The sequence below is a fragment of the Streptomyces filipinensis genome (genome assembly GCF_014649495.1).
Taxonomy (GTDB): Bacteria; Actinomycetota; Actinomycetes; order Streptomycetales; family Streptomycetaceae; genus Streptomyces; species Streptomyces filipinensis.
In genome coordinates, this window is the sequence record NZ_BMTD01000008.1 from 103,754 (window position 1) to 129,061 (window position 25,308).

Here is a 25,308-nt window from a genome sequence, read left to right on the forward strand (position 1 = left end):
GTGTTGCCGATGGCACCGGACGTGCACACGGGACCGGCCTTCGGGCTGGTGCTGGGCGACGAGAACAACGTCAACCAGTATTACCTCGGCGCGGGCCGCCCGCCCACCGTCTTCCGGCAGCGCGTCGCGAACTTCCTTGCCGAATACCTCGGCCGCGAAGGCCACCCGGTTCCCTTCGGTGGCCGTGACCGTCACCTCGCCGACCTCGACGCGTGGCTGGAGAACCCCGACGCCGCTCCCTTCCTGCTGCTCAGCGGCGGGGCGGGCAAAGGCAAGACGGCGCTACTGGTCCGCTGGGTGACCCGCCTGGCACGCGACGACCTCCAGGTCGTGTTTCTCCCGGTGAGCATCCGTTACCGCACCAACCTGGCCAGTGTCTTCTTCACCGCCCTTGCGGCCGGCCTGGCTGAGGTGCACGGCGACGACGTACCGGTGCCTGCCGATGCCACGGCCGAGGTGTGCCGCGGCGTCGTCTCCGACTACCTCGCCCGCCCGCTCCCGGACGGCCGCCGCCTGCTCGTCGTTCTCGACGGTGTGGACGAGGCCGCCGGCTGGAAGCCCGGGCCTGACCTCGTTCCTCGCCCAGCGCCTGCAGGGCTACGCGTCGTCGTCTCCGCCCGCGACCAGTCGGGTGCCCAGTGGCTGGCCGACCTGGGGTGGGCGGACACCGGTCTGGGGACGGCCTGGACGGTGGGCCCACTCGCTCGGGACGACGTCGAGGATGTCGTACGACGGTGCTCCAGCCGTGCGTACGAGGAGATCCCGGAGCTCACCGACCGGTTGTACCGCGGCACCGAAGGTGACCCGCTTCTGCTCTCGCTGTACCTGCGGGACCTGACGACCCGCGGCCTGACCGATCTCGCCGACTTGCCGGCAGGCCTGGACGGCTACTTCAACCGCTGGTGGCAGGAGCAGAAGGACCTGTGGCAGGCGGAGTACGGCCCGTCAGAGGCCCGTGCAATCGAAACGCAGGTCGATGCCGTGATGGCCCTGCTCTCACGCGCGCTCGGCCCGCTCCGCGCCGAGGACCTGGCCGAACTGGACGGAGGGTTCCGTTCCACTCCGGTCGGTACCGCGCTGGAGCCCATCGCCCGGTTCCTCATCGGCGACGGCCACGACCATGGTTACGCGTTCAGCCATGACCGCCTCGCCGAATTCTGGGCCGCCCGGCGCGTCCTGCCCTCCCGGCGCCGGGAACTCGACACCGCGTTCACCGACTGGGGACTCGGCAAGCTCGCGCTGCTACGCGAAGGCCGCCTCGTCCCACGCGACATGCCGCCCTACGTCGTTCAGTTCCTCGGCGCCCACCTTGAGCGGTCGGCTGTGGAAGGCTCCGGCTATCTCCCCCTCCTGCACGACACCTGGCGGCAGGCATGGCAGGCTCTGGAGGGCACCGACGCCGGTTACCTGGCCGACGTGGCCGCCTGCCGCGCTGTCCTCCGCACGGCCGACGCCGAATCCGTGGCGGCTGGCCGCCCCGCCCGGTACCTGCACGAGCAGATTCGCTGTGTGCTCGCCGAGTGCGGCGTCCGGGACCAGGCGGCCGGTATCTCGGCACAGCTGCTGGTCGCGCTCGTGGAGGCCGGCGAATGGACCCCGGCCCAAGCCCTGACGTACGCCAGGCACGTCACCGAGCCGCGGCGTGCGGCACACTCGCTGCTGGCAGCGGCACAGGTGGCTGCCCCGGAGAGTCAGGCGAAAGTGGCGGCCGAAGCGCTGGCGGCGGCGGACTCGGAGCCCGACGCCATGCGCCGGGTCCCCCTGCTCGCCGGTATCGTCCCGCGGGCGGCGGCGCTCGGCGCCCTGCCTGAGGCATGGGCCGCGACCGAAACGCTGCGAGACACCGACTACTACGGGCAGGTGCTCGGCGAGATGGCCGAGTTCCCCCACGACACCTCCCCTACGTGGGCCATGGACTTCGTCATGGCCCGCATCAGGGAGCGTGAGCGGTCCAGCAGCTGGTCCGCCGACTGGCGTCCCGGAATGGTCCTCGGTCTGGCCCGGAACCTTCCGCAGGCCCAGCGCACGGCGCTGTGCCAGGAGGCGGTCGACTCCATCGTGTCCTTCCCCGGCGGGCCTGCGAGGGAGTTCCTGTGGTCGGTCGCCGAGATGCTGCCTCCGTCCTTTGCCCTGGAACTGCTGGGCGAGGTGCGCGACCGACAACGCGCATTGCGATCCATCGGCGTGCTGCTGCCGCGACTTCCAGCGCCGTTACGCGACGAACTGGCCGGTGAGGCCCTCGCGTTGGCCCTCGCCGAGCAGGCCGACGCGACCGCACGCAACACGGCCATGCCGCTCGCCCGCCGCCTGATCGACCTGGCCCAGGCTCTTCCTCCGGGCTCCCACGGCCCGCTCCTTGAGCACGTCCGTCGGCTCGACGAGTGGACGCGTGGCCAGACGCTCGCGCTGATGACCCCCCACCTGAGTCCTGAGCACCGGCAGCTGGCTCTGGGACTGGCGGAAGGAATCACCCTGCGGTTGCCCAAGGCGGCAGTATGGGCCGCGGTCGGCGTCTCGCTGGGCCCGGCCGGCCGCCGGGACGAGGGCGACGAACTGCTCGACCGCGCTCTGACGACCGCGGTGGAGGTGGGCGATCCGCACACCTGGGCCGGGCTGGTGCAACGGCATGCGGCTGTCCTGCCGACATCCTGGTTGCTGCGGCTGGCCGACGGCGTCGAGGAACTCAGCGCCCGTCGCGCCCGGGTCGGGGCCGCAACGGTGCTGGCCGCCGAGTTGGGCCGCCGTGGTCACTCGGACCGGGCCCTCGGCCTCGCGGACGCGCGGGGCCACGCGGACGACCGACTGGAAGTACTCCTGCGGGTTGCCGAGTCGCTTCCGAACGAGTCCCTCGCAGCGTGGCAACGGCACGTCGTGCGCGCCGCCGCGGACACCGAAGGGCGGCAGCTGCTGCATGGCGTGCGGCGCGGCGGGGGAGGCTCCTCCGACCGACGCTCGGCACTTGTCTCCGCCCTCCTGCCTCACACGGCGCGCCTGACCGACCCCCACGACCGGATCGTGACGACCACGTCGCTGCTGGCCCAGGCGGCCGACGCCGGCCGGCATGTCGAGCGTGCCGGCGCGGCCGCCGTACTGGAATTCCTCGACCGCACGGACGCGGGACCGGACGAGTTCGAGACCGAGGCAGTACTGCGCGGCCTGATCGTCTGCGGGCACCCACGGCTGGTGGACGCCTCGCCAGTGCTGCGGCGGCTACCGGACACGGCCCGCTCACGCCTCGCCCAGGCCGCGGTCGGCGGACTGGACGAGGCGGCGGCGACGCGACAGCTTGCCGAGCTGCGCGCGCACAAGCGCCCCGACGCCGGCGTCCTCATCACACTCGCTTCCCGCCTTCCCGCCACCTCGCTCAAGACCGCCGCGCGCCTCCTGCCCAAGCTGCCGACTGACGAACGCGAACGCTTCAGGGTGGCCCTGGCGAAACGCTGGCACGAGACGGGACATGATGACCGGGCGTTCGCACTGCTGCGCCGGAACAACTGGCCGTTCCCCGACAGCGACGAGATCGGTGCGCTCGCCGAGGCCGTGTCGCACATGGCGCCCGGACGACTGCATGCCGACATCCCCTTCCTTTGGAGGAGGCTGAAGGCGGCGACCGACTACTACTCGGACGACCGCAGGCTCGTTTCAGCCCTGCCGGAGAGCGTCTGCGACGCCGTGTTCCAGTACGCCATGAACGACGCCGATCGTGAGGAGCGCGACGGAGGGACCGCCTGGCCGCTCGCCGCGGCCCTCCTGGTCACCCGCCTACCGCGGCAACGACGCCCGGACGCGGCCCGGCGCCTGTGGTCACGGCTTCGAGCACTGGCCGGGGAGGCCCTCTGGGTGCGTCCCCGAGCACTGCCGCACCTGCTGCCGTATCTCGACGATCCTCAGCGCGGCAAGGCGACGGCGACGCTCACCGCGGACGCCACCGAGGAATACCCACCACTGGAGCGCCCCTCAGGGTGCGCGCCGAGCATGCTGTCCCTCACCCCGTTCCTGACCAGCTCTCAGGTGAGGGTCGCTCTGCGAGAACTGACCTGGCCGCAGTCCCTCGGACCCGTCACCTCCAGCGTGCTGCCGCTCGCCGTGCGGCTGGCCAGCGAGGGCGACACGGAAGCCCGGAAGCTGCTGGACGGCTTGCCCGGCACGTCCCCCCGGCAGGACGCGCTGATCGAACTAGCCCGCAACAGCGCCGGGGACCGGCGTTCGGCCCTGCTGCGCGAGGCGCTGACGCTGGCCCGCCGGGTCAGTGACGGGCCCACGGCCGCGCGGCTCCTGGGCCGACTGGCCGCATGGGCGGCGCAGGAGCACGACCGACCTTCATGGGGTGACCGGCTGCTCACCGCATTGCGACGGGTGACCGGCGGCATGTCCATCAACACCCTGCCGCTGCGAGAACTGGCCGCCCTGCTGGAACCGGGGCGGAGCAGAGATCTTCTCGCCGGTGTCGCCGGTGCCGCGATGTCCCGTCCGCCCCTGCACGACAGGGACGCGCGGCACGAACTGTGCGCGGCCGTCGTCGCAATGGCCGCCACGGGACTGGGTGGTCTCGCGCTCTCCACAGTGGCAGGCATCGACGATCCCCTGATCCGTCACGCCGCGCTGACCGCCGCACTGCCCGTGCTGGACGACGCCCTGCTCGACCGGGCTCTCGCTCTGGCACGGGACACAGCCACCCGGAACCGGGACGGTGTGGACCGGGGCGACGCTCCGGCAGCCGGTGGCGCGTGGCAGGTGCGGATGCTCCTCGCGATCGCTGCGCGCCTGGCACCGGCGCGTCGAAGCGCGGTCGTGGACGAGGCCCTTGCCGCAGCGGCGGACGCCCGTGCAGAGGACCTGGCGACCGCCTTCGACGAGTTGCCTGAACCGACGCCCGGCCAACTGGCCACCATCAAGCGCATCGCCGCACAAGCTGAGCCGTTCACCCGGTGCGATCTCCTTGTCCGGGCGGCCCGGTGGCTGCCGAGCGCAGAACTCCCCGGAGTCCTGGCCAGCATCCGGGCCCTGCCGGGGTACGAGTACGAGCGGCTGCTCCCCCTGCTGCTTCCCGCGCTCTGTGCGGCGGGGCAGGGGGACCTGGCGGTGAACCTGCTGGATTCGGACATCCCGGACCACGAGCGGTGTCACGTCGTGGCCATGCTGTTCGAACTGGCCGATCCACCACCGCGGGAGCTGGCACCCCGGCTGCTGTCCCTCGTCCTGGCGGCGCCCGAGGGCCTCCGACGCACGCATGCTCTGCTCGCCCTCGCCCCGTTCCTCCCCCCGCCCCTGCTGGAATCTGCCGCGTCGGACCCGGAGCTGGTATCGCAGGGCAGCCATGTCCACCTGTTGGCCGAGGCGGCCAGGGCGACGTGTGCGCACAGCCCGGCACAGACGGAGACCCTGCTGCGCAAGGCATTCGCAGAGTACCGGTCACATGGCGAACAGGACGGAGGCTGGGTACTCCGGGTCGTGGACATCCTGTCGCCGCCCGACATGGTCGAGGCTTTCACGATGACCCCGCGGCAGGATGTACTCTCCGCCCGGATCGCCGGACTGCCCCTGGCCGAGCGGTACCAAGTGGTCTCAGGGCTACTGGACCTGCTGTCCGGTTGGCCACGTACAGAGACCCTCGGCACCCTGACCGCTCTCCTGCCTGCCCTCGGTGACCTGGTCGACGGGCAGTTCCCCGCGGCCTTGTTCGAAATCGTCGATGCCTCCCTCACGAATCCGGGATGACCCGACGAACGACTCCCGTCCGGCCTGGAGCAGCAACAGCCGGCCGGCGCCGGCGTTCCCCGAAGGAGCCGTCCCTGATCCGGGAGCTGCCGGCCGCGCCGTGGAGGCGTTCGCGAAACGTGGTCACACGGGTCATCGCGCGCTCCCGGCACCGGCGAAGGGGACCTGGGCGGCGGGGGCCACCTGCTGCCCGTACGGGTGCCGCCACAGACCCTGCGCCTGAAGCTTCGACAGCACGCCCTCGCCGAACCAGTACGCCTCCTCCAGATGCGGATAGCCGGAGAAGATGAACTCCTCGATGCCCAACGCGGCGTACTCCTTGATCCGCTCGGCAACCTCGGTGTGGCTGCCGACCAGGGCGGTCCCCGCCCCACCCCGCACCAGACCGATGCCCGCCCACAGGTTGGGATGGATCTCCAGCCCGTCCCGGCTCCCACCCCCGTGCAGGGCCAGCATCCGCTGCTGTCCCTCCGACTCACTGCGGGCAAGCCCGGCCTGAACCTGCCGCACGGTCTCCGCATCGAAGCCCGCCAGCAGCCGCTCCGCCTCGGCCCAGGCCTGCTCGGAGGTGTCGCGGGTGATGACGTGCAACCGGATTCCGAAGCGGACGCCGCGACCCTCCTTGGCGGCCAGCGCCCTGATCCAGGCGATCTTCTGCGCGACGGCGGCGGGCGGCTCACCCCAGGTGAGGTAGACGTCGACATGCCTGGCGGCAACTTCTCCGGCGATCGGCGAGGAGCCCCCGAAGTACACCTCGGGCACCGGGTCGGGCACCCGGGCCAGCCTGGCGTCCTCGACCCGGAGGTGCTCACCGGCGAGGTCGACGGCCTTGCCCTCCCACAACCCCCGGACGATTTCCAGGAACTCGCCGGTACGGCGGTACCGAGCGTCCTTGTCCAGGAAGTCCCCGTAGGCCCGCTGCTCGTGGCTCTCCCCGCCGGTCACGACGTTGAGCAAGAGCCGTCCGCCGGTCTGCCGCTGGAAGGTGGAGGCCATCTGCGCCGCGAGCGTCGGCGAGACGAAGCCGGGGCGGAAGGCGACGAGGAACTTCAGGCGCTCGGTGTTCTGGCTGACCATGGCGGTCGTCAGCCACGCGTCCTCGCACCACGCGCCGGTCGGGGTGAGTGCCCCGGTGAAGCCGAGGTCCTCGGCGGCGCGGGCGATCTGGCTCAGGTAGGCGACCGTCGGCGGCCGGTCGCGCCCGGACTGGGTGGCGGGAGTGCCGTGGCCGCCGCCGACTACGTGGCGGCTGTCACCGTTGGTGGGCAGGAACCAGTGAAAGGTGAGGGACACGTGGGGGCTCCGATCGGTGTTCGTCAGCGTTCGTCACAGGAGGCCGTGCCGGGGCGGCCTGGTGCCGTTGAGCACGTAACGGCCGATGTGCTGGACCTTCCAGCGGGCCGGGTCGTGCAGGGTGTGGGTGCGCGCGTCGCGCCAATGACGGTGCAGGCCCAGGGAGTCGAGGGCCGAACGGGTGCCGGAGACCTCGAAGAGGGCGCTTGCGACCTCCACGGCGGCCTCGGCCGCCGTGACTTTTGCGGTGGCCACCGCGATCGAGGCCTCGGCGGCAGAGTCGTCGGTCAGGTCGGCGCGGGCGTCGTCGACCGCGCGGGCGGCCTCGCGAAGCAACGCTTCGGCAGCCCGTTCTCTGATCGCCAGTTCGCCGAACCGCTGGATCAACAGCGGATCCTCCGCGGCGGTCGCGTGCCCCTCGGCGGCGCTCTCGAACCAGGGGCGGCTCTTCGTACGGACGAACTCCACCGCCTCGGCCAGCGCCCCGGAGGCGATGCCGGCATCGATGGCCGCGTGCAGCAACTGAGCCACCGCGCCGTGGAGTTGGGGGCCCTGGAAGGTGAGGTGGTGCGGCACGACGCGGTCGGCGGGCACGGGCACCGACCCCAGGCGGACGGTTCCGCTGGCGGTGGTGCGCTGGCCCATGCCGTCCCAGTCGTCCACGACCGTGAGGCCGGGCGCGTCGCGCGGGACGTACGCCACGTGCAGGGTGTCGTCCTCGGTGCGGGCGAGGACGGGGATCCAGTGGGCGAACAGCGCGCCGGTGGAGTAGTGCTTGACGCCGTCGAGGACGTACGACCCGTCCGGGAGCCGGGCGAGGCGGGTGCGGATGTCCTGGACGTGCTGGGTGCCCGACTCGGACTGGGCGTTGCCGAACCGCTTGCCGGCCAGTACCTCGCCGAAGAAGAACTTTTGCTGCTCGTCGGTCCCCTGCCGGCGCAGCACGTTGACGTACACGAAGTGGCTCTGCGGGATCTGGGCCAGGCTGGCATCAGCGGCGGCCAGCAGTCGGAAGATCTCGGCGAGCGTGTCCGCACGGACGTCCGCGCCGCCGAACCGGGCGGGCACGGTCACGGCGAGCAGCCCGGAGGCGGACAGCCGCTCCAGCTCCAGGTGCGGGAGCCTGCGCCGCGCGTCCCGCTCGGCGGCGCCCTCGCGGAAGTCCGCGGCCAGCTCCGCGGCCACGGCACGGGCCTCGGCGTCGTCCGTGATGACGTGCGCGGCGCTCATCCGGCGGCCGCCAGCAGTGTCGTCCGCTCGCCCAGCGCGGCCGAGAACTGGTCCGTGACCTGCGCCAGAGCCTCGGCCGATCCCGGCGCGACGGTCAGCGTGCCGTCCTCGCCCACCGTGATGTCCTTGTCGAGCGTGAACCAGCCCGGCGTGATGTGCGCAGGCCCCATGGAGGCCAGCACCGGGCGCAGGGCGTAGTCGATGGCCAGGACGTGGGCGGTGGTGCCGCCGGTGGCCAGCGGGAGGACCGTCTTGCCCGCCAGGGCGTACTGCGGGAGCAGGTCGAGCAGGGACTTCAGCAGTCCGGAGTAGGCGGCCTTGTAGACGGGGGTGCCGATCACCACCCCGTCCGCCTGCTCGAACAGGGCGGTGGCCCGGACGATCGCCGGATGAGCGAAGTCGGCCCCGAGCAGCGCCTCGGCAGGCAGGGTACGAACGTCCAGCGCAATCACCTCGTGCCCCTGCGCGATGAGCCGCTCGTCCAGGTGGCGCAGCAGCCGAGCGGTGCGGGAGGTGGCGGAGGGGCTTCCGGAGACGGACAGGACAGTGGCCATGGGAGGACCTTTCGGTTCGTCGTTTCGTGTGCGGGCCGCGGTCAAGCGTGGGCGGCGGCGGGCTCGGACGCGGCTTCCTGTGCTTCCAGTTCACGCACCAGGGGCAGCACCCGCTTGCCGAAGTACTCGACCTCCTCCAGGTAGTGCAGGAAGCCGAGGAGGAAGAGGTCGACGCCGAGACGCCTGTAGGCGACGATCCGCTCGGCGATCTGCTCGGGGGTGCCGATCAGTCCGGTGCGGAAGCCGTCGTTGTACTGGACGAGGTCCTCGAACGTGGAGTCCTGCCACATGCCCTTGCCGTCGCCGGTGGACGGGCCGGCCTGCTGGACGGCGTCGCGGAAGCCGTGCACGGCCTGCGTGTCGGCCTTGGCGACGATCTCGCGGAGCGTCTCGCGGGCTTCGGCTTCGGTGTCGCGGGCGATGAGGAAGCCGTTGAGGCCGAACTTCGGTGCCGTGCGGCCCGCTTGGACGGCGGAGGAGCGGACGTCCTGGATCTGCTCGGTGACGCCGTCGAAGTCCTTGCCGTTGGAGAAGTACCAGTCGGAGACGCGGCCGGCCATGGCGCGCGCGGCGGTGGAGTTGCCGCCCTGGAAGATCTCCGGGTGCGGACGCTCGGGGGTGTTCAGCGGCTTGGGCTTGAGGGAGAAGTCACGCAACCGGTAGAAGTCACCGGCGAGCTCGGCGTGGTCCTCGGTCCAGATCGTCCGCAGGGCGCGGATGAACTCCTCGGAGCGCCGGTAGCGTTCGTCGTGCTCCAGCCAGGGCTCGCCCAGCGCGGTGAACTCCCCCTTGAACCAGCCGCTGACGACATTGACGGCGAAGCGGCCGTTCGACAGGTGGTCGGCGGTGGCGCCGAGTTTGGCGAGGACGCCCGGGTGCCACAGACCGGGGTGGACGGCGGCGATGACCTTCAGCCGCTGGGTGGCGAGCAGCAGGGCGAGGCTGAAGCTGGTGGACTCGTGCTGGTACTCGGCGCCGTAGCTGGCCATGTAGCGGACCTGGCTGAGCGCGTAGTCGAAGCCGTTGTTCTCGGCGAGGACGGCGAGTTCGCGGTTGTAGTCGTAGCCCCAGTCGGTGCGCTGCTCGACGGTGCTGGTGACCAGACCGCCACTGACGTTCGGCACCCAGTAGGCGAAGCGGACGGGATCGGATCCGGGGTATGCGGAGGATGCGGGCATGGGAACTCCTGGCAGGGGAATGCTGCGCGGGCAGGACGAATGAGCTCCGCGGAATTCAGGCACGCTGGAGCGGGGTTTCCGGGAAAGCCGTCGTCACGACGGAAAAATGAGCCAGGACCGGAATTCACGGAAGGAAGTCACAGAGGGAGCGGGTGGGAGGGTTTCCCTCGGGCGCGCTCAGACCCGACAGCGACAGAAGGCGCTGGAAACACGCGCAAGGTCGACGTGGAGTCGCCGCGTGAGGTCCTGTCGCTTCATGCCATCGATCGAACCAGGAGGGAGTCCGGCCGGTCAAGAATGCCCGGATGTGATTCCACATGGTGAGAGTCGGTATTCACGAGGTTGTGACAGGGATTCCCTTGAACCCGGTCTCGGGAGGGCGCAGTCTCCTGTTCGTGCGTATCGAACAGCTCGAATACATCGCCGCCGTCACACGGCTCGGTTCGCTGCGGCGCGCCGCCGAGGAACTGCACCTGTCCCAGCCGGCGCTCAGCGAGACCGTACGCAATCTGGAGCGCGAGCTCGGCGTGGACCTGCTGGAGCGCAAGCGGTCCGGGGCGAAGATCAGCGACGAGGGGCGCGAGCTGCTGCCGCACATCATGAGCGTGCTGGACGCGGTCGACCGGCTGCGCGGCGCGGCCGGCGACCAGCACCGCATCAGCCGCATGGTCCGACTCGGCACGGTGAACACGGCTACCGTGCCGCTGGTCATCCCGACCGTGCGCGAGTTCCGGGCCTCGCACCCGGTCACCCAGGTGGAGTTGGTCGGCGCGCAGCAGGCCGACATCCACCGCGGCCTGTTGGAGGGCGCCTTCGACCTGGGACTGGTGAACTACCTCCGGGGCGACGACATTCCGCCCGGCTTCGAGACGACGGAGCTGCTCTGCGGCCGGCCGGTGGTGTGCGTGCGTCCGGACAGTCCGCTGGCGGCCCTGGAGGCGGTGGACGCGGACAGTCTCCTGGCCGAGCCGCTGGTCGTGATGCGGTCCGGCTATGTGATGCACCGTTTCGTGCACCGGCTGCTCCGCAGCCGGACTCCGTCCTTCTCGTACTCCACCGACGGGGCGGAGATGGGCAAACTGATGGTGGCCGAGGGTCTGGGGGCCACGGTGCTGCCGGACTTCAGCGTCCTCGGCGACCCGCTGGAGCGACGCGGCGCGATCACTGTGCGGCCGCTCGCGGGGGATGCGACCGACGTACTGCTGGTACTGCAGCGCCGCCCATCCGGTTCCGTTCCGCGGGCGGTCCGCGACCTGCACGAGCTCTTCGTGCGCAACGCCCAGGCGTGCGGCGCTTCTTCGCGACGGTTGACGGAGGGATGACCCTGCGCCCATCGTAATGGGCGGCCTGCCCGGCACCGGCAAGACCACGCTCTCCCGTCTCCTGGCGGCCCGGATCGGTGCGGTCCACACTGCCCCTTCCCTCGCGTCACGCACACGCGACGGCCCATGCTGCGGCGGCCGCCTTTCGGGCATTCGAGGACCGCCGCCTCATGCCCGGACAACGCAACTCGGGCAGCGCCCTTCGCGGCCTCATTGCGGCCGTCACCGAGGCCCTGGCAGCGCGCCCATGGGGGACGCACGCACTCCCACGCCTAAAACTATGGTGTCCCACCACATACGCCTCTGACCTGCACGTTCCTACGGTGTGGCGACACGCAAACGTCCCCGTTCAACGCCAGGAAGTGGTGCCGATGTCGTCGCCCGTAACCGCTCCACCAGCCCCGTCCAGCCTCCCCCGCATCGTCGCCGCCAGCCTCATCGGCACCACCATCGAGTGGTACGACTTCTTCCTCTACGGCTCGGCCGCCGCGCTCGTGTTCAACAAGCTGTTCTTTCCGGGCTCCGACCCGCTCGTCGGGACGCTGCTGTCGTTCCTGACGTATGCCGTCGGGTTCGCGGCCCGCCCGTTGGGAGCGCTCGTGTTCGGGCACTACGGTGACCGGCTGGGGCGGAAGAAGCTGCTCGTGCTGAGCCTGCTGATGATGGGCGGGGCGACGTTCGCCATCGGGCTGTTGCCCACGCACGCCACCGTCGGGGCCGCCGCACCCGTGCTGCTCACTTTGCTGCGGCTGGTCCAGGGCTTCGCGCTCGGCGGCGAGTGGGGCGGTGCCGTCCTGCTGGTGTCGGAGCACGGGGACGCGCGGCGGCGCGGGTTCTGGGCCTCGTGGCCGCAGACCGGCGCTCCGGCGGGGCAGTTGCTCGCGACCGGTGTGCTCTCGCTGCTGACCGCCGTGCTGTCCGACGACGCCTTCGGACGATGGGGCTGGCGGATCCCGTTCCTGCTCTCCGGCGTCCTCGTGCTCATCGGTCTGTGGATTCGGCTGTCCGTCGACGAGTCGCCCGTCTTCAAGGAGGCGCTGGAGCGGGCCGAGGCCCGGCGCGCGGAGGCGAAGAGCGAGACGGAGCGGTTGCCGATCGTCTCCGTGCTGCGGCATCACTGGCGGGACGTGCTGGTGGCGATGGGCGCCCGCATGGCCGAGAACATCAGCTACTACGTCATCACCGCCTTCATCCTCGTCTACGCCACCACCTCGGCCGGCGTCTCCAAGCAGACCGCGCTCAACGCCGTGCTCATCGGCTCCGCCGTGCACTTCGCCGTGATCCCGGCCTGGGGTGCGCTGTCCGACCGGATCGGCCGGCGGCCGGTGTACCTGTTCGGCGCGGCCGGTGTCGGGCTGTGGATGTTCCCGTTCTTCTCACTCACGGACACCGGGTCGTTCGGGTCCCTGATCCTGGCCGTGACCGTCGGGCTCGTGCTGCACGGCGCCATGTACGCGCCTCAGGCCGCCTTCTTCGCCGAGATGTTCGCCACCCGGATGCGGTACTCGGGCGCGTCCATCGGCGCCCAGTTCGCCTCCGTGGCGGCGGGCGCGCCGGCCCCGCTGATCGCCACCGCGCTGCTCGACGACTACGGCAGCTCCACCCCGATCGCCCTGTACGTGATCGCCGCCGCCGTGCTGACCCTGGTCGCCGTGGGCGTGGCACGGGAGACGCGGCACCGCGACCTCGCCCGCGTAGAGGAGGGGGACGGCGCGTCCGCCGGTGCGGGAGCGGCCGCGACGGCACGGACGGCCTGACCGGGAATCCCGGACCCCGACCCCCGCCCCCAAACCCCCGTACGGCAGCTCCCGTACGGGGGTCAGCGTCTGTCCGGGGCCGCCAACCGGTGCAGTCGCAGGGCCAGTTGGAGTTCCAGGGCGCGGGCCGGGGTCTGCCAGTCCTCCCCCAGCAGCCGCCCGACCCGCTCCAGCCGTTGGGCGACCGTGTTCACGTGGACGTGCAGGGCGTCCTTGGTGCGGGCGGGACTCATCCCACAGGCGAAGTAGGCGTCCAGGGTGCGCAGCAGCTCCGTACCGCGTCGCTCGTCGTAGGACACGACCGGGCCGATCGTGCGGTCGACGAAGCCGGCGACGTCCCGGTCGCCCGCGAGGAGCAGCCCGAGGAAGCCGAAGTCCTCGGCCGCCGCACCGTCCCCGGCCCGGCCCAGCAGGTGCAGCGCGTCCAGGCAGCGACGGCCCTCGGCGTAGGCGGCGGCGATGGTCTCGGGGTGGGCGGTGAGGTCGGTGACCGGGGCCGAGGCGCCGACCGTGACGGGCTGGTGGACGGCCGTGCCCAGATGGCGGGCCGTGCGGCGGGCCACCTCCGTGGCGGTGCCGTCGGTGGCGAGCGGCAGCAGCAGGACGGTGCCGCCGTCGCGTGCGGCGGCCAGGCCGTGCCGGGTCGCGGCGAGGTGGGAGGCGGCCGACCACAGGCGACGGCGGGCCGCGGCCTCCTCGTCGGCGTCGCCGGCCGGGCCGTCGAGCCGGGCGGCGAGCACGACATGGGTGGCGTCCAGGTCGGCGTGCAGCCGGGCGGCGCGTTCGCGCAGCAGGCGCGGATCCCGGTCGCGGGCGTCGAGCAGGTCGTCCAGCAGCTCCCCGCGTACGCGCTGCTCGGCCTCGGCCGCCGAGCGGCGGGCGAGCAGCAGGAGCGAGGTGACCATCGCCGCGCGCTCCAGGGTGCGCTGGTCGACGGGGTCGAGGCCGGGGTGTCCGCGCAGGACCAGCGCGCCCAGGAGTTCGCCGCCGGCGGCCACCGCGGCGATCCAGTCGCTACCGTGCCGTACGGCGTGTCCCTCGGCGCGGGACTCCTCCAGCGCGTCCGCGGGTGCCGCGCCGGCCTCGGTGAACTCGACGGTGCCGTCGAGGACTTCGGAGACGGCCGCGGCCACGTCGTGCACACCGCCGCCGCGCAGGACGAGTTCGGCGAGCCGGTCGTGGACGTCGGAGGCGCGCTCGATGACGGCGCTGCGGTCCCGGATGATCTCGTTGGCGTGCTCCAGGCCGGCCAGGGCCGCGCGGGTCTCGGTGAGCAGATGGGCGGTGTCGATCGCCGCCGCGGCGAGCGCGGCGAAGGAGCCGAGCAGGGCGATCTGCGCGCGTTCGAAGACCCGTTCCCTGCGGTCGGCGGCGAAGAGGACGCCGATGACGTGCGGCCCGAGCATGAGGGGGACGCCGAGGATGGCGACCAGGCCCTCGTCACGGACGCCGGCGTCGATGGTGAGGGTGTGCTGGAAGCGGGCGTCCTTGAAGTAGTCGTCCGTGACGTACGGCCGGGTCGTCTGGGCGACCAGTCCGCCGAGACCCTCGCCCATGCCCAGGCGCAGCTGCTGGAAGCGGGCCGAGACGGAACCCTCCGTGACCCGCATGTACGTGTCACCGCGCGCCGCGTCGTTCAGGGTGAGGTAGGCGACGTCCGTACCGAGCAGGGAGCGGGCGCGCTGCACGATGGCCTGCAGGACGGCGTCCAGATCGCGCAGGCCCGCGAGGTCGTGGGCGGTCTCGAAGAGCGCGGACAGCTCGGCCTCGCGGCGCCGGCGTCCCTCCAGCTCCGCCCGGACGCGCAGGGCGAGCAGCTTGGCCTGTTCCAGGGCGGCGATCGCCTCGGCCGGTCTGTCCTCGGCGCGGGCGAGCAGCACCGGCTGCTCGTACGCCTCCGCGGAGGCGTCGCGGGCCAGCAGTTCGAGGTAGGGAGCCTCGGCGCTGCCGCTGGGTGCCGACTGAACGTGATCGCGAGACATGGTCACAGGATTCCGCATCGACCGGCCGGTCCGTCAGGCCTGTGGAAAACTCCCCGGCCGGGCGCCGCCGGGCATCTTCAGTGGGCCGTCCAGCCGCCGTCGAGCACCAGCGAGGTGCCGGTGACGAAGGACGCCTGCGGGCTGCACAGGTAGGCCACGGCCTCGGCGACCTCCTCCGGTTCGATGAGCCGCCGGACCGCGCTGTCCTTCAGCAGGACCTCGGACAGCACCCGCTCCTCGGGGATGCCGTGCGCCTGCGCCTGGTCGGCGATCTGCTTCTCCACCAGGGGCGTGCGCACATAGGCCGGGTTGACACAGTTCGAGGTCACCCCATGGGCGGCGCCTTCGAGGGCGGCCGTCTTCGACAGGCCCTCAAGCCCGTGTTTGGCGGCCACATAGGCGGACTTGAAAGCGGAGGCGCGCAGCCCATGGACGGAGGACACATTGACGATGCGGCCCCAGCCCTGTGCGTACATGTGCGGCAGGGCACCGCGGATGAGGCGGAACGGTGCCTCCAGCATCACGGTCAGCACGGTGTGGAAGACCTCGGGCGGGAACTCCTGGAGCGGGCGCACCAGTTGCAGCCCGGCGTTGTTGACCAGCACGTCGATGCCGGCGGCGGCGCGTTCGGCGGCGTCCAGGTCGGTGAGGTCCACGACATGCGGTACGACGGTCCCCGCGAGGTGCCCGGTCCGCTCCGCCTGCTGGGCGAGCTCGGCCAGCCCGGTCTCGTCCCGGTCGACGGCGCGTACCCGTGCACCGGCGGCGGCGAGCCGCAGCGCACAGGCGCGGCCGATGCCGCCGGCGGCACCGGTGACGAGGGCGGTGCGACCGCCGAGGTCCAGGGTGGGGGGCTGCGGGCGAAGGCCGGGCGGATGGCTGGGCGAGATCATGTGCCGACCCTAAGCGGCCCCCAACCGTCACCACATATGGTCGCGACCCATACTTCAGCCCCCAGTCATAGGGTCAAACCATGTGGGTGCCTCGGACATGGCCTGCTTGATCCGAAAGCGGCCGAACTCATGGAGATCAGGCAGCGCGTCCACCTCGAACCAGCCCACGTCCAGGGACTCGTCGTCGTTGACCCGGGCCTCGCCGCCCACGGCCCGGCAGCGGAGGGTGATGTCCATGTACTGGCACTGGTCGCCGTTGGGGTAGGTGACCGGATCCAGGGCCTGGACGAGGACGACCCGCTCGGGCACGCAGTGCACGGCCGTCTCCTCGAAGACCTCCCGCACGGCACAGGCCGCGGGCTGCTCTCCCGGCTCCGGGATGCCGCCGATCACCGACCACTTGCGGGTGTCGGACCGCCGGCCCAGGAGCACCCTGCCCTCGTCGTCGAAGACGATCGCGGTGACCCCGGGGAGCCAGAGCAGCCGCCGGCCGGCCGAGGCCCGGAGCGTGCGGATGAAGTCGGGAGTAGCCATGGGCCCGACCCTAACCGGCCGGGCCCGCGCCCTCCTGGCGGTTCGGTGCGCGCACACGCCCTTTCGGAGGGCGTACGCCGGTCGTACGGCTACACGCCGTCGGCGCGCCGACGGCGCAGCCCCGACCCGACCGCCCAGCCGATCCCGCCCGCGGCGACGAGCACCAGGCCGATCTCGGGGAGGATGCCCAGCTCGGTCGCCGGGGTCTTCGAGGTGCGCAGCGGCACCTTCTGCACGAGGTAGGCGGGCACGAACATGCCGGTCTTCCGGGTGATCTCGCCGTCCGGCATGATGACCGCGCTCACGCCGCTGGTCACCGGCACGGTCACCGTGCGGCTGTGCTCGACGGCGCGGATCCGGGACATGGCCAGCTGCTGGTAGGTCATCTCGCTGCGGTCGAAGGTCGCGTTGTTGCTCGGTACGGAGATCATCTCCGCGCCGTGGGTGACCGTGTCCCGCACCGCCCAGTCGAAGGCGGCCTCGTAGCAGGTGGCGAGGCCGACCTTGGCACCGTCGATGTCGAAGACGCCCGGCTCGCTGCCCCGGCTGAAGTCCTGGCGGACCATACCGGTCCAGTTCTTGTTGACCGCGCCGACGAGCCCGCGCAGCGGGAGGTACTCGCCGAACGGCTGGATCTGCCGCTTGTCGTAGGTCTGCGTCGGCCCCTTGACCGGGTCCCACAGGATCTGCTCGTTGAGCAGCTTGCCGTCCTTCTCGACGACGGCGCCGACCGAGACGGGCACGCCGACCGCCTTGGCCGCGCCCTCGATGACGGCGGCCGCGTCGGGGTTGGTGTAGGGGTCGATGTCGGAGGAGTTCTCCGGCCACAGCACGTAGTCGGGCTTCGGGGCCTTGCCCGCCTTGATGTCGGCGGCGAGCCTGAGCGTCTCGCGCACGTGGTAGTCGAGCACGGCCCGCCGCTGGGCGCTGAACTCCAGCCCGGAGCGCGGCACGTTGCCCTGGATGACCGCGACGGTCCTCGTGCCGTCCTCGGCCTTGTCGCTGACCAGGGTGCGGGCGGCGACCGCACCCGCCACCGGAACGGCCACGCTGAGCAGTGCGGCGGCCGCGGCCCCGCGCCGCACGGCACGCGTCCGGCGCCGCTCGGCGATCAGCCGGCCGGCCTCGTACAGGCCGAATCCACACAGCACGACCGCGAAGCCGAGTACGGGCGTACCGCCCACCGCGGCGAGGGGAAGGAAGACGCCGTCCGCCTGCCCGAACGCGACCTTGCCCCAGGGAAAGCCGCGAAAGGGCACGCGCGCGCGTACCGCCTCGGCCGCGATCCAGACGGCGGCCGCCCACACCGGCCAGGCGGGCAGCCTGGAGACGGCGGCGACGCCGACACCGACCAACGCGATGAAGACCGCCTCGATGGCGACGAGGGCCAGCCAGGGACCGGGACCGACCTCCACGCCGGTCCACACCAGCAGGGGCAGCAGGAAGCCGAGCCCGAAGAGGTAGCCGAGGCCGAGGGCCGCCTTCCAGCCACGACCGCGCAGCACCCAGCCGAATCCGGCGAAGGCGGGCAGCGCCAGCCACCACAGGGGGCGCGGCGGGAAACTGACGTAGAGCAGCACTCCGCAGAGCGCGGAGGCGACGGCCGGGACCAGGCGCTGCAGCCGGCCGCCGCGCACGCCGGAGGGGGAAGGCGGCTGGAGCTGGTCCGGCTGGTCCACGGAAGTTGCGGTGACGGTCACCCGGGTGAGTGTACGGCCGTGGACTGTGCCGCCGACAGCACGGTACGAGGGCCGGCACCGGGCCGCCGCCCGCGGTCGTCCCTGGTCGCCGCCCTCCCCGGCCCGCCGACGCCTCCGGGCCGTCCCCGGCCGGACCTCCCCGCCTCCGGCACCGGCACCGGGACCCGCTCCGGGCACCCGAACGGAAAGAACCGTTCCGTCGCATCTCGTCCAAACCGGTCATCAGCCGCTACGGTGTGCGCAGCCTCGGCGGTGCGGCCGGATCCGGCGCCGTGCCCGGCCGTGGCCGCAGACAGGCGTCGGGGACGGGGGCGAGGGGCGGCAGTGGGGGCGACCAGGACGAGGCCCGCGGCCGGGGTGGACGCGGACGCGGCCGACACCAGACGAAACGTTTCTGACGGCACGGGCATGATCCTGCTCGGTGCGTGCGCCGCGTGGTCGCTGATCACCGCGGCGGCCCACGACGGACGACCCGAGGGCGTCCTGCTCGCGGTGCTCGCCGTGGCCGCCGGTCACGCCGTGGGCCGGGTCTCCGGGGCACTGCTCCCGGTGGCCGCGCCCTGCGCCGGTGCGGCGGCCGGACTCGTGCTCGCCCTGGCACTGCCCGCGCTCTCCGCCGGCCCCCGGTACGCCACCCCGCTCGGTCATGCCGGCGGTACGGCCGCTCTGCTGGCGCTGGCCACGGGAGCCGCGTGCTGTGCCGCCTGGGCGACGCCCGTACCGGGGCTGCGTCTGGTACTGCGGGTGCTGGCCACCACGATGGTGCTGACGGGCGCGGCACTGGGGTCGGCGGCCGGTTGCGTGGCGAGTGCGGCCGTGCTGCTGTCTTCGCTCGCGGCGGGCTCGGTGTCCCGCCGGGGCACGTGCCTGCTGGGGCTGGCCGCGGCGGCGGCCCTGGCCGCCGGGACGGCCTGGGCCCTCGCCGCGGACGTGCTGCCCGGCGGCCTCACCGGCGTCCTCGAAGGCCGGCTGACCGGGCACCGGGTGGCGCTGTGGCACGACGCCCTGCGGCTGGCGGGCCGTAACCACGGGCTCGGGGTCGGCCCGGGGCGGTTCGGCGAGCTGGGCGGCACGACGCAGACGCAGTCCGCCGACGGCAGACCGCACTCCGCCCTGCTGCAGCTGGCGGCGGAGCAGGGCCTCGTCGGAGTCTGCCTGGTCGTGGCCGCGTTCTGCTGGGTGCTGCACGCGCTCTGGCGCTCCCCTCGCTCCACCCCGGTCGCCCTGACCGCCGGCGCCGCGCTGACGGCACTGGCCGTGTGCGCCACGACGAGCAACGCGCTCAGCTTCACGACGGTGACCGTGGGCGCGGGGCTGCTCGCCGGGTGGGCGACGGCGCGGCCGTGGGCGCGCGACGGCGCGGAGCCCCGGATCTGAGCGGTGCCGGCCGGCGCGTCCCGGCTCTGAGCGGTGCCCTGCCGCGCGCCGGTGGGCGGCGCGTGGACTCAGCGGGCCGAGCCCCGGCCGGTCGTCCGCAGTCGGGCCCTGATGACCCGCACCGCCGACTCCGCGTTGTCCACGGTGATCGTGAAGGTGTGGCCGTCCCACAGGCGCAGCACGATGCCCTCACCACGGCGTACGACGACGGCGGTACCCATCTCGGGCCGCCACCGATAACCCCAGCCGCCCCAGTGCCGCGGCGTGACCAGGGCGGTGAAGTCGGCGCCGGCCACGTGCGACAGCGGGATGCGGCGGCGCGGCAGCCCCATGTGGCCGCAACGGATCTCGACGGACTCCTTGTCGAGCTTGAGGTCCACGTGCACGAAGGCGAGCGTGCCGAAGAGGACCAGCAGGCCGGCGGCGATGCAGCCCACGACGGACATCGCCAGCGGGGCGACGCCGGAGGTCCATGCCGAGTCGACCGCCAGCTCGATGCCGAGGGCCATGCAGGCCGCGCCGACCAGCGCCAGCAGCCACTGGACCCGGTTCGTGGCCCGCCCGGTCCAGACGTCGGTGTGCGGGCTGTCGTCGGCCTGGGGGTGGTCCCTCATGTTTATGAGGTTACTCAGGTTTCGCTGCGCGGGTAGGGCATGGCGGAGGGTGACTGACCCGAGTGGGCCAGGGCGGATCCGGGCCCGGTACGCGGTGGCGCGGCCGGTCAGCGCACGGGGCTGACCGCCTGCAGGAAACGGCCTTCCCCGTAGGACAGAGCCGTGTCCGGGAGCGTGGCCTCGCGACCGCTGAGCAGCACCGTGAGGCTGGTGTCGGCGACGGCGTCCGGGGCCGGCTCCGCTCCGATCCGGCGCAGGGCCTGTGCGGCGACCGCCCCGGCGGAGCCGTGCAGCATGAGCGGCGGGCGGCCGGGCCGCTGGACGGCCTCCCGGATGCGCTCGCCGACCAGCTCGTAGTTGGTGCAGCCCAGGACGACGGTGGTCACGTCCTCGGGGGTGCGCGCGGCGGCCGAGGCGATGGCGGCCTCGATCGCGGCCTCGTCCGCGTGGTGCACCGCGTCGGCGAGACCGGGGCAGGCCACCTCGGTGACGGCCACTCCGGCGGCGAACTGCTCGATCAGGTTCCGCTGGTAGGCGCTGCCCGTGGTGGCGGGCGTGGCCCAGATCGCGACATGGCCGCCGCCCGCCGCGGCCGGCTTGATCGCCGGGACGGTGCCGATGATCGGCAGCTCCGGCTCGAAGCGGGCCCGCATCTGCGGCAGGGAGTGCACGGACGCGGTGTTGCAGGCGACGATCAGGACGTCGGGCCGGTGGGCGGCGGCGGCCTCGGCCACGGCGATGGCCCGCTGCGTGATGTCCTGCGGGGTGCGCGGCCCCCAGGGCATCCCGTCGGGGTCCCAGGAGAGCACGAGATCCGCGTCGGGCCGCAGCCGGCGTACCGCGGCGGCGGCGGGGAGCAGGCCGATTCCGGAGTCCATGAGCGCGATCTTCACCCGGCCACGATAGACGATCGGCCCTCGCGGCCCTTCGGGGTGGGGCAGACTGCGGGGGTGAGCGCGCTGCTGTGGATCACCGTCGTGTCGCTGGCGGCCTGGTGCTGGCTGCTGCTGTTCCAGGGCTTCTTCTGGCGCACGGACGTGCGGCTGCCGTCGCGCCGGGAACCGGACGCGTGGCCGTCGGTGTGTGTGGTCGTACCGGCGCGCGACGAGGCCGCCGTGCTGTCCGCGAGCCTGCCGTCGCTGCTGTCGCAGGACTATCCGGGCCGGGCCGAGGTGTTCCTGGTGGACGACGGGAGCACCGACGGCACCGGGGAGCTGGCGCGCGAGCTGGCCCGGCGGCACGGCGGGCTGCCGCTGACCGTGGGCGCGCCGGGCGAACCGCCCGCGGGCTGGACGGGCAAGCTGTGGGCGGTGCGGCACGGTATCGGCCTGGCGCGCGTGCGTGACCCGGAGTACCTGCTGCTGACGGACGCGGACATCGCGCACGCGCCGGACAGCCTGCGCGCACTGGTGACGGCGGCCCATGCCGGTGGCTTCGACGTGGTGTCGCAGATGGCGCGGCTGCGGGTGGAGAGCGTGTGGGAGCGGCTGGTCGTCCCGGCCTTCGTCTACTTCTTCGCGCAGCTGTATCCCTTCCGGTGGGTCGCCCGCAGGGGATCGCGTACGGCCGCGGCGGCGGGCGGCTGTGTCCTGCTGCGCGCCGGGACGGCCGAGAAGGCGGGCATCCCGGACGCCATCCGGCACGCCGTCATCGACGACGTGGCGCTCGCGCGCGCGGTGAAGAGCGCGGGCGGCCACGTCTGGCTGGGACTGGCCGACCGGGTGGACAGCGTGCGGCCGTATCCGCGGCTGCACGACCTGTGGCGGATGGTCTCGCGCAGCGCCTACGCCCAGTTGCGCCACAACCCGCTGCTGCTCCTGGGTACGGTCGCCGGGCTCGCGCTGGTCTACCTGGTACCGCCCGCCGCGGTCGTCGCGGGGGTGGCGGGCGGCGCGGCGGCGACGGCGGTCACCGGGGCCGCGGCGTGGGCGGTGATGGCGGGGACGTACCTGCCGATGCTGCGCTACTACCGGCAGCCGCCGTGGCTCGCGCCGCTGCTGCCGTTCACCGCACTGCTGTACCTGCTGATGACGGTCGACTCGGCCGTGCAGCACCACCGGGGGCGTGGAGCGGCCTGGAAGGGCCGCACCTACGCGCGTCCCGGCGCCGTGCCCGACGAGGGCTGAGCCCGGTCACTTGCGGCCGGGCGTCCAGTTCATACCCCAGTCGTAGGCGCGGTCTATCGTCCGCTGCGGGCTCACTCCGCGCTGCGGCACCAGGTACCGCGCCTCGCGCTGCACGAGGAGGTCGCCGCCCGTGTTGGTGAGCAGGGCGAGCGCGCACACCGTGGAGGGGACGGTGCACTCGTCGAGCGAGAAGTCGATCGGCGCGCCGTGCTGCGGCTGGAGCGTGACGGTGGCGTGCAGGTCGGCGAAGGAGCTGGCGCCTTCGTAGATGGTGACGAAGACGAGGATGCGCCGGAAGTCCCGGGTGTGGTCGAGGTTGATGGTGAGGTTCTCGCCGCTCGCCGTCGCACCGGTGCGGTCGTCGCCGTCGAGGTGGATGTACGGCGGTCGGTTCAGCGACCCGAAGGCGTTGCCGAGGGCCTGGACGACGCCTTTGCGGCCGTCGGCGAGTTCGTACAGTGCGCACAGGTCGAGGTCGACGTCTCCCTGCCCGCCTCCCCACCTGCTCCAGCCGGAAAGCTGTTTGCGCATCTGCCAGTTGAGGTTGACCCGCATGGCTCCGGAGGTGCCGCCCTGCTTGGCGAGCGAGACGGACGGCGCCGCCTTCGTGAGGGTCACCTTGGACAGGCGGACCGGCTGGGGCGTGGGGGGCGGAGGAGCCGTGGGAGGGGCCAGGGGGGCGGGCGGCAGGGTCGCGGGCGGCGGGGGTGGGGCCGTCACCGGGGGCGGCGGCGTCACGGGGGCCGTCACGGGCGGCGGGGGCGCCGTCAGCGGGATCGCCGCCGTGCGCGGTGCGGCGTGCTGGGGTTCGTCCACGGTGATACCGAAGTCCGTTGCGAGGCCTTCGAGTCCGCTGCTGTAGCCCTGGCCGACGGCGCGGAATTTCCACGCTCCCTGGCGGCGGTAGAACTCACCGAGCACGAAGGCCGTCTCGACGGTCGCGCCCGGGCTGTCGAAGCGGGCGACCGTACGGCCGGTCACGGTGTCGGTCACCTCGATGTAGAGGCCGGGGACCTGGCCGAAGGTCCCGCCGTCGGCGGAGGCGGCGAGGACGATCCGCTCGATCGTGCCCTCCACGCGCGCGAGGTCGACGGAGAGGATGTCGGTCACGCCTGCGCCCGCCGTCCTCTTGCCTTCGTGGCGCACCGCGCCGGAGGGGTGGGCGGGCTGGTTGTAGAAGACGAAGTCGGTGTCGGAGCGGACCTTTCCGGCGGCGAGCAGCAGCGCGGAGGCGTCCGCGTCAGGCACCCCGGGTGCCGAGCGCCAGCCCAGTTCGACGCGCAGGGCCGCGGTCGGCACCGGCGTGTTCGCCCCTTTCGACATTGACATGTCCGCCCCCATCCGTGTCGGCCTCCGGGCACCCCCGGCGGTTCCAGATCATCCCTGTCCGCACAACCTATTCCCGGGTCCGGGGAACTCCCAGGACCGGCGCAGCGAGATCGCCGGTCAACTGGCGGTAACCCCCCAGGAGCTCGCCCTTTACAGGATATGACCGTCGGTCGACGTCCATTTTTGCCAAGTTCGCTCGGATTGGGGATCCCCGGTCACTGCAGGCACGGAAAACAACCCTCTTATCGGTCTCCCCAACGAGCACATCGTGGGCTTAACTTATGTGCCATGACCTCCCCCCGCTCCACTTATGGTGGCGGCTACTACTCCGCCTCCTTCCCGGACACCCCGATCTACGACTCGCTCGTGGCCGAGCGTGGCACCCCGCAGATCGCCCCGATCCGGGTCCCCGCCGCCTACGACACGGGCAGCAGCCTGCCCGCTCTGCCGTCGGCACTGCCCGCCCTCCCGGCGGCCCCCTCCCCGCAGGCCCCCGCCTACGGCTATCCGCAGACACCGCAGCCCGCTCCGCTGCAGCAGGCGCCCACGGCCTACATCCCGCAGCAGGCGAGCGCCCCGCGGGGATACCCCGGCCAGCAGGCCCCGCAGCAGCAGCGCCCGATGGGGATGGGCACGGGATACGAGGCGATGCGCCCGGCCGCGCCACGGCCCGCGCCGGCCCCGTACCAGGACCCGTACAACCAGCAGTACCGCGGCTACTGACCGGCGCATCAGCGCTGTCGGTGCCACCTGGCACGATGGCGTCATGGAGAACGCCGCATTGCAGTCGATCCACGTCCACCCGGTCAAGGCGTTCCGGGGGCACGCGCCCCGGGAGGCCGTGGTGGATCCCTGGGGCCTGGCCGGAGACCGCCGCTGGACCCTGATCGACGACGGGGGAAAGGTCGTCACCCAACGCGAACAGCCGCGCCTCGCGCTGGCCGCCGCCGAGCTTCTGCCCGGCGGCGGCGTGCGTCTGTCCGCACCCGGCCGCGTACCGCTGACGGTGTCCGTGCCGGAACCGGCCGGCACCGTGCCGGTGAACATCTTCGGTACGAAGGTCGAGGCGGTCCCGGCACCCGAGGCCGCGCACGCCTGGTGCAGCGCCTATCTGCGCATGGACGTCCGCCTGGTGCACATGGACGATCCCGCCACCCGCCGCCCGGTCGATCCCGAGTACGCCCTGCCCGGCGAGACGGTGAGCTTCGCCGACGGCTATCCCCTGCTGGTCGCCACGACCGCCTCCCTCGACGCGCTGAACTCCCTGATAGCCGAGGGCTCGCACGCCCACGAGGGCCCGCTGCCGATGAACCGCTTCCGGCCCAACGTGGTCGTCGCCGGCACCGAGGCCTGGGCGGAGGACCACTGGTCGCGGATCTCCGTCGGCGAGGTGGTCTTCCGTGTCGCGAAGGCCAGCGGACGCTGTGTCGTCACCACTGTGGACCAGGACACCGCCGTGCGCGGCCGGGAGCCCCTGCGCACCCTGGCCCGCCATCGCAAGGTCGGCGCGAGGCTGCTCTTCGGCCAGAACCTCGTGCCCCTCTCGCCCGGCACCATACGGGTCGGGGACCCGGTCCGGGTGCTGGAGTAACCCTCGACGACGGCCCGGCGGCCGGGGAACCAGGGGCGGGTCCCGGTCGTTGGGCGGACATGAGAGATTCGTGAGAGGCCGCCGCGTGCGTGACCGTCCGCGGCGGACGT

Annotated in this window: 19 protein-coding genes; 7 read left to right on the top strand and 12 right to left on the bottom strand. The window is 72.4% G+C overall.

What is annotated here, in order from left to right:
- The first annotated feature begins 9 nt into the window (after positions 1 to 9).
- A complete protein-coding gene (locus tag IE244_RS19310) occupies positions 10 to 5,718 on the top strand; it encodes a P-loop NTPase family protein (protein ID WP_191874791.1) in 5,709 nt (1,902 codons plus the stop codon).
- A gap of 132 nt (positions 5,719 to 5,850) precedes the next feature.
- Here the strand turns inward: IE244_RS19310 and IE244_RS19315 are convergent, their stop codons facing one another.
- From IE244_RS19315 to IE244_RS43175, 5 genes are all read right to left on the bottom strand, one after another.
- Positions 5,851 to 7,011: an LLM class flavin-dependent oxidoreductase gene (locus IE244_RS19315; protein ID WP_191874792.1), complete on the bottom strand. Its 1,161-nt coding sequence runs from the start codon at positions 7,009 to 7,011 to the stop codon at positions 5,851 to 5,853.
- A 33-nt stretch (positions 7,012 to 7,044) separates the two neighbouring features.
- Positions 7,045 to 8,241, bottom strand: coding sequence for an SfnB family sulfur acquisition oxidoreductase (locus IE244_RS19320; RefSeq protein ID WP_191874793.1), 1,197 nt, complete (start codon positions 8,239 to 8,241; stop codon positions 7,045 to 7,047).
- Positions 8,238 to 8,795 carry an NADPH-dependent FMN reductase gene (gene ssuE / locus IE244_RS19325; RefSeq protein WP_191874794.1) on the bottom strand — a complete coding sequence of 186 codons (558 nt, stop codon included), beginning with the start codon at positions 8,793 to 8,795 and terminating at the stop codon, positions 8,238 to 8,240. The genes IE244_RS19320 and ssuE overlap by 4 nt, the downstream gene beginning before the upstream one ends.
- Before the next feature lie 41 nt (positions 8,796 to 8,836).
- Positions 8,837 to 9,973, bottom strand: coding sequence for a dimethylsulfone monooxygenase SfnG (gene sfnG / locus IE244_RS19330; protein WP_191874795.1), 1,137 nt, complete (start codon positions 9,971 to 9,973; stop codon positions 8,837 to 8,839).
- Positions 9,974 to 10,150: 177 nt separating this feature from the next.
- The gene (locus IE244_RS43175; protein ID WP_351611030.1) at positions 10,151 to 10,231 is read right to left on the bottom strand and encodes a putative leader peptide; all 81 of its coding nucleotides are present in this window, start codon (positions 10,229 to 10,231) and stop codon (positions 10,151 to 10,153) included.
- Between the two features lie 137 nt (positions 10,232 to 10,368).
- Here IE244_RS43175 and IE244_RS19335 point away from each other — a divergent pair, with 137 nt between their 5' ends.
- Both IE244_RS19335 and IE244_RS19340 read left to right on the top strand, forming a co-directional pair.
- Positions 10,369 to 11,295 carry a LysR family transcriptional regulator gene (locus tag IE244_RS19335; protein ID WP_191874796.1) on the top strand — a complete coding sequence of 309 codons (927 nt, stop codon included), beginning with the start codon at positions 10,369 to 10,371 and terminating at the stop codon, positions 11,293 to 11,295.
- Between the two features lie 371 nt (positions 11,296 to 11,666).
- Positions 11,667 to 13,052, top strand: a complete 1,386-nt coding sequence (locus IE244_RS19340) for an MFS transporter (RefSeq protein ID WP_191874797.1) — start codon at positions 11,667 to 11,669, stop codon at positions 13,050 to 13,052.
- Positions 13,053 to 13,114: 62 nt separating this feature from the next.
- Here the strand turns inward: IE244_RS19340 and IE244_RS19345 are convergent, their stop codons facing one another.
- From IE244_RS19345 to lnt, 4 genes are all read right to left on the bottom strand, one after another.
- A complete protein-coding gene (locus IE244_RS19345; RefSeq protein ID WP_191874798.1) occupies positions 13,115 to 15,034 on the bottom strand; it encodes a helix-turn-helix domain-containing protein in 1,920 nt (639 codons plus the stop codon).
- A 77-nt stretch (positions 15,035 to 15,111) separates the two neighbouring features.
- The gene (locus tag IE244_RS19350; RefSeq protein ID WP_191874799.1) at positions 15,112 to 15,927 is read right to left on the bottom strand and encodes a 3-hydroxybutyrate dehydrogenase; all 816 of its coding nucleotides are present in this window, start codon (positions 15,925 to 15,927) and stop codon (positions 15,112 to 15,114) included.
- Between the two features lie 54 nt (positions 15,928 to 15,981).
- A complete protein-coding gene (locus IE244_RS19355) occupies positions 15,982 to 16,461 on the bottom strand; it encodes an NUDIX hydrolase (RefSeq protein ID WP_191874800.1) in 480 nt (159 codons plus the stop codon).
- 89 nt (positions 16,462 to 16,550) lie between these two features.
- Positions 16,551 to 18,161 (bottom strand): apolipoprotein N-acyltransferase, encoded by a 1,611-nt coding sequence (gene lnt / locus IE244_RS19360; protein ID WP_191874801.1) that lies wholly within the window; start codon positions 18,159 to 18,161, stop codon positions 16,551 to 16,553.
- A gap of 408 nt (positions 18,162 to 18,569) precedes the next feature.
- Here lnt and IE244_RS19365 point away from each other — a divergent pair, with 408 nt between their 5' ends.
- The gene (locus tag IE244_RS19365; protein ID WP_191874802.1) at positions 18,570 to 19,538 is read left to right on the top strand and encodes an O-antigen ligase family protein; all 969 of its coding nucleotides are present in this window, start codon (positions 18,570 to 18,572) and stop codon (positions 19,536 to 19,538) included.
- 68 nt (positions 19,539 to 19,606) lie between these two features.
- Here IE244_RS19365 and IE244_RS19370 read toward each other — a convergent pair whose 3' ends face one another.
- A complete protein-coding gene (locus IE244_RS19370; RefSeq protein ID WP_191874803.1) occupies positions 19,607 to 20,152 on the bottom strand; it encodes a hypothetical protein in 546 nt (181 codons plus the stop codon).
- Between the two features lie 107 nt (positions 20,153 to 20,259).
- The gene (locus IE244_RS19375) at positions 20,260 to 21,045 is read right to left on the bottom strand and encodes a glutamate racemase (protein WP_191874804.1); all 786 of its coding nucleotides are present in this window, start codon (positions 21,043 to 21,045) and stop codon (positions 20,260 to 20,262) included.
- 39 nt (positions 21,046 to 21,084) lie between these two features.
- Between IE244_RS19375 and IE244_RS19380 the strand changes: the two genes are divergently transcribed.
- On the top strand, positions 21,085 to 22,278 hold the full coding sequence (locus IE244_RS19380) for a glycosyltransferase (protein ID WP_373305754.1): 1,194 nt from the start codon (positions 21,085 to 21,087) through the stop codon (positions 22,276 to 22,278).
- 6 nt (positions 22,279 to 22,284) lie between these two features.
- Here the strand turns inward: IE244_RS19380 and IE244_RS19385 are convergent, their stop codons facing one another.
- Positions 22,285 to 23,601 carry a TerD family protein gene (locus tag IE244_RS19385; RefSeq protein WP_191875002.1) on the bottom strand — a complete coding sequence of 439 codons (1,317 nt, stop codon included), beginning with the start codon at positions 23,599 to 23,601 and terminating at the stop codon, positions 22,285 to 22,287.
- A gap of 294 nt (positions 23,602 to 23,895) precedes the next feature.
- Between IE244_RS19385 and IE244_RS19390 the strand changes: the two genes are divergently transcribed.
- Both IE244_RS19390 and IE244_RS19395 read left to right on the top strand, forming a co-directional pair.
- Positions 23,896 to 24,330 (top strand): DUF6643 family protein, encoded by a 435-nt coding sequence (locus IE244_RS19390; protein ID WP_191874806.1) that lies wholly within the window; start codon positions 23,896 to 23,898, stop codon positions 24,328 to 24,330.
- Between the two features lie 43 nt (positions 24,331 to 24,373).
- Complete coding sequence (locus IE244_RS19395) at positions 24,374 to 25,198, top strand: MOSC domain-containing protein (RefSeq protein ID WP_191874807.1); 825 nt, start codon at positions 24,374 to 24,376, stop codon at positions 25,196 to 25,198.
- Positions 25,199 to 25,308: the final 110 nt, after the last annotated feature.

Excerpts from the sequence above, each read along its gene's own strand:
- IE244_RS19310 (WP_191874791.1), top strand. The coding sequence starts at position 10 with ATGGCACCGGACGTGCACACGGGACCGGCCTTCGGGCTGGTGCTGGGC.
- IE244_RS19320 (WP_191874793.1), bottom strand. The coding sequence starts at position 8,241 with ATGAGCGCCGCGCACGTCATCACGGACGACGCCGAGGCCCGTGCCGTG.
- ssuE (WP_191874794.1), bottom strand. The coding sequence starts at position 8,795 with ATGGCCACTGTCCTGTCCGTCTCCGGAAGCCCCTCCGCCACCTCCCGC.
- sfnG (WP_191874795.1), bottom strand. The coding sequence starts at position 9,973 with ATGCCCGCATCCTCCGCATACCCCGGATCCGATCCCGTCCGCTTCGCC.
- IE244_RS43175 (WP_351611030.1), bottom strand. The coding sequence starts at position 10,231 with ATGAAGCGACAGGACCTCACGCGGCGACTCCACGTCGACCTTGCGCGT.
- IE244_RS19340 (WP_191874797.1), top strand. The coding sequence starts at position 11,667 with ATGTCGTCGCCCGTAACCGCTCCACCAGCCCCGTCCAGCCTCCCCCGC.
- IE244_RS19345 (WP_191874798.1), bottom strand. The coding sequence starts at position 15,034 with ATGTCTCGCGATCACGTTCAGTCGGCACCCAGCGGCAGCGCCGAGGCT.
- IE244_RS19350 (WP_191874799.1), bottom strand. The coding sequence starts at position 15,927 with ATGATCTCGCCCAGCCATCCGCCCGGCCTTCGCCCGCAGCCCCCCACC.
- IE244_RS19355 (WP_191874800.1), bottom strand. The coding sequence starts at position 16,461 with ATGGCTACTCCCGACTTCATCCGCACGCTCCGGGCCTCGGCCGGCCGG.
- IE244_RS19365 (WP_191874802.1), top strand. The coding sequence starts at position 18,570 with ATGATCCTGCTCGGTGCGTGCGCCGCGTGGTCGCTGATCACCGCGGCG.
- IE244_RS19370 (WP_191874803.1), bottom strand. The coding sequence starts at position 20,152 with ATGAGGGACCACCCCCAGGCCGACGACAGCCCGCACACCGACGTCTGG.
- IE244_RS19385 (WP_191875002.1), bottom strand. The coding sequence starts at position 23,601 with ATGTCGAAAGGGGCGAACACGCCGGTGCCGACCGCGGCCCTGCGCGTC.
- IE244_RS19390 (WP_191874806.1), top strand. The coding sequence starts at position 23,896 with ATGACCTCCCCCCGCTCCACTTATGGTGGCGGCTACTACTCCGCCTCC.
- IE244_RS19395 (WP_191874807.1), top strand. The coding sequence starts at position 24,374 with ATGGAGAACGCCGCATTGCAGTCGATCCACGTCCACCCGGTCAAGGCG.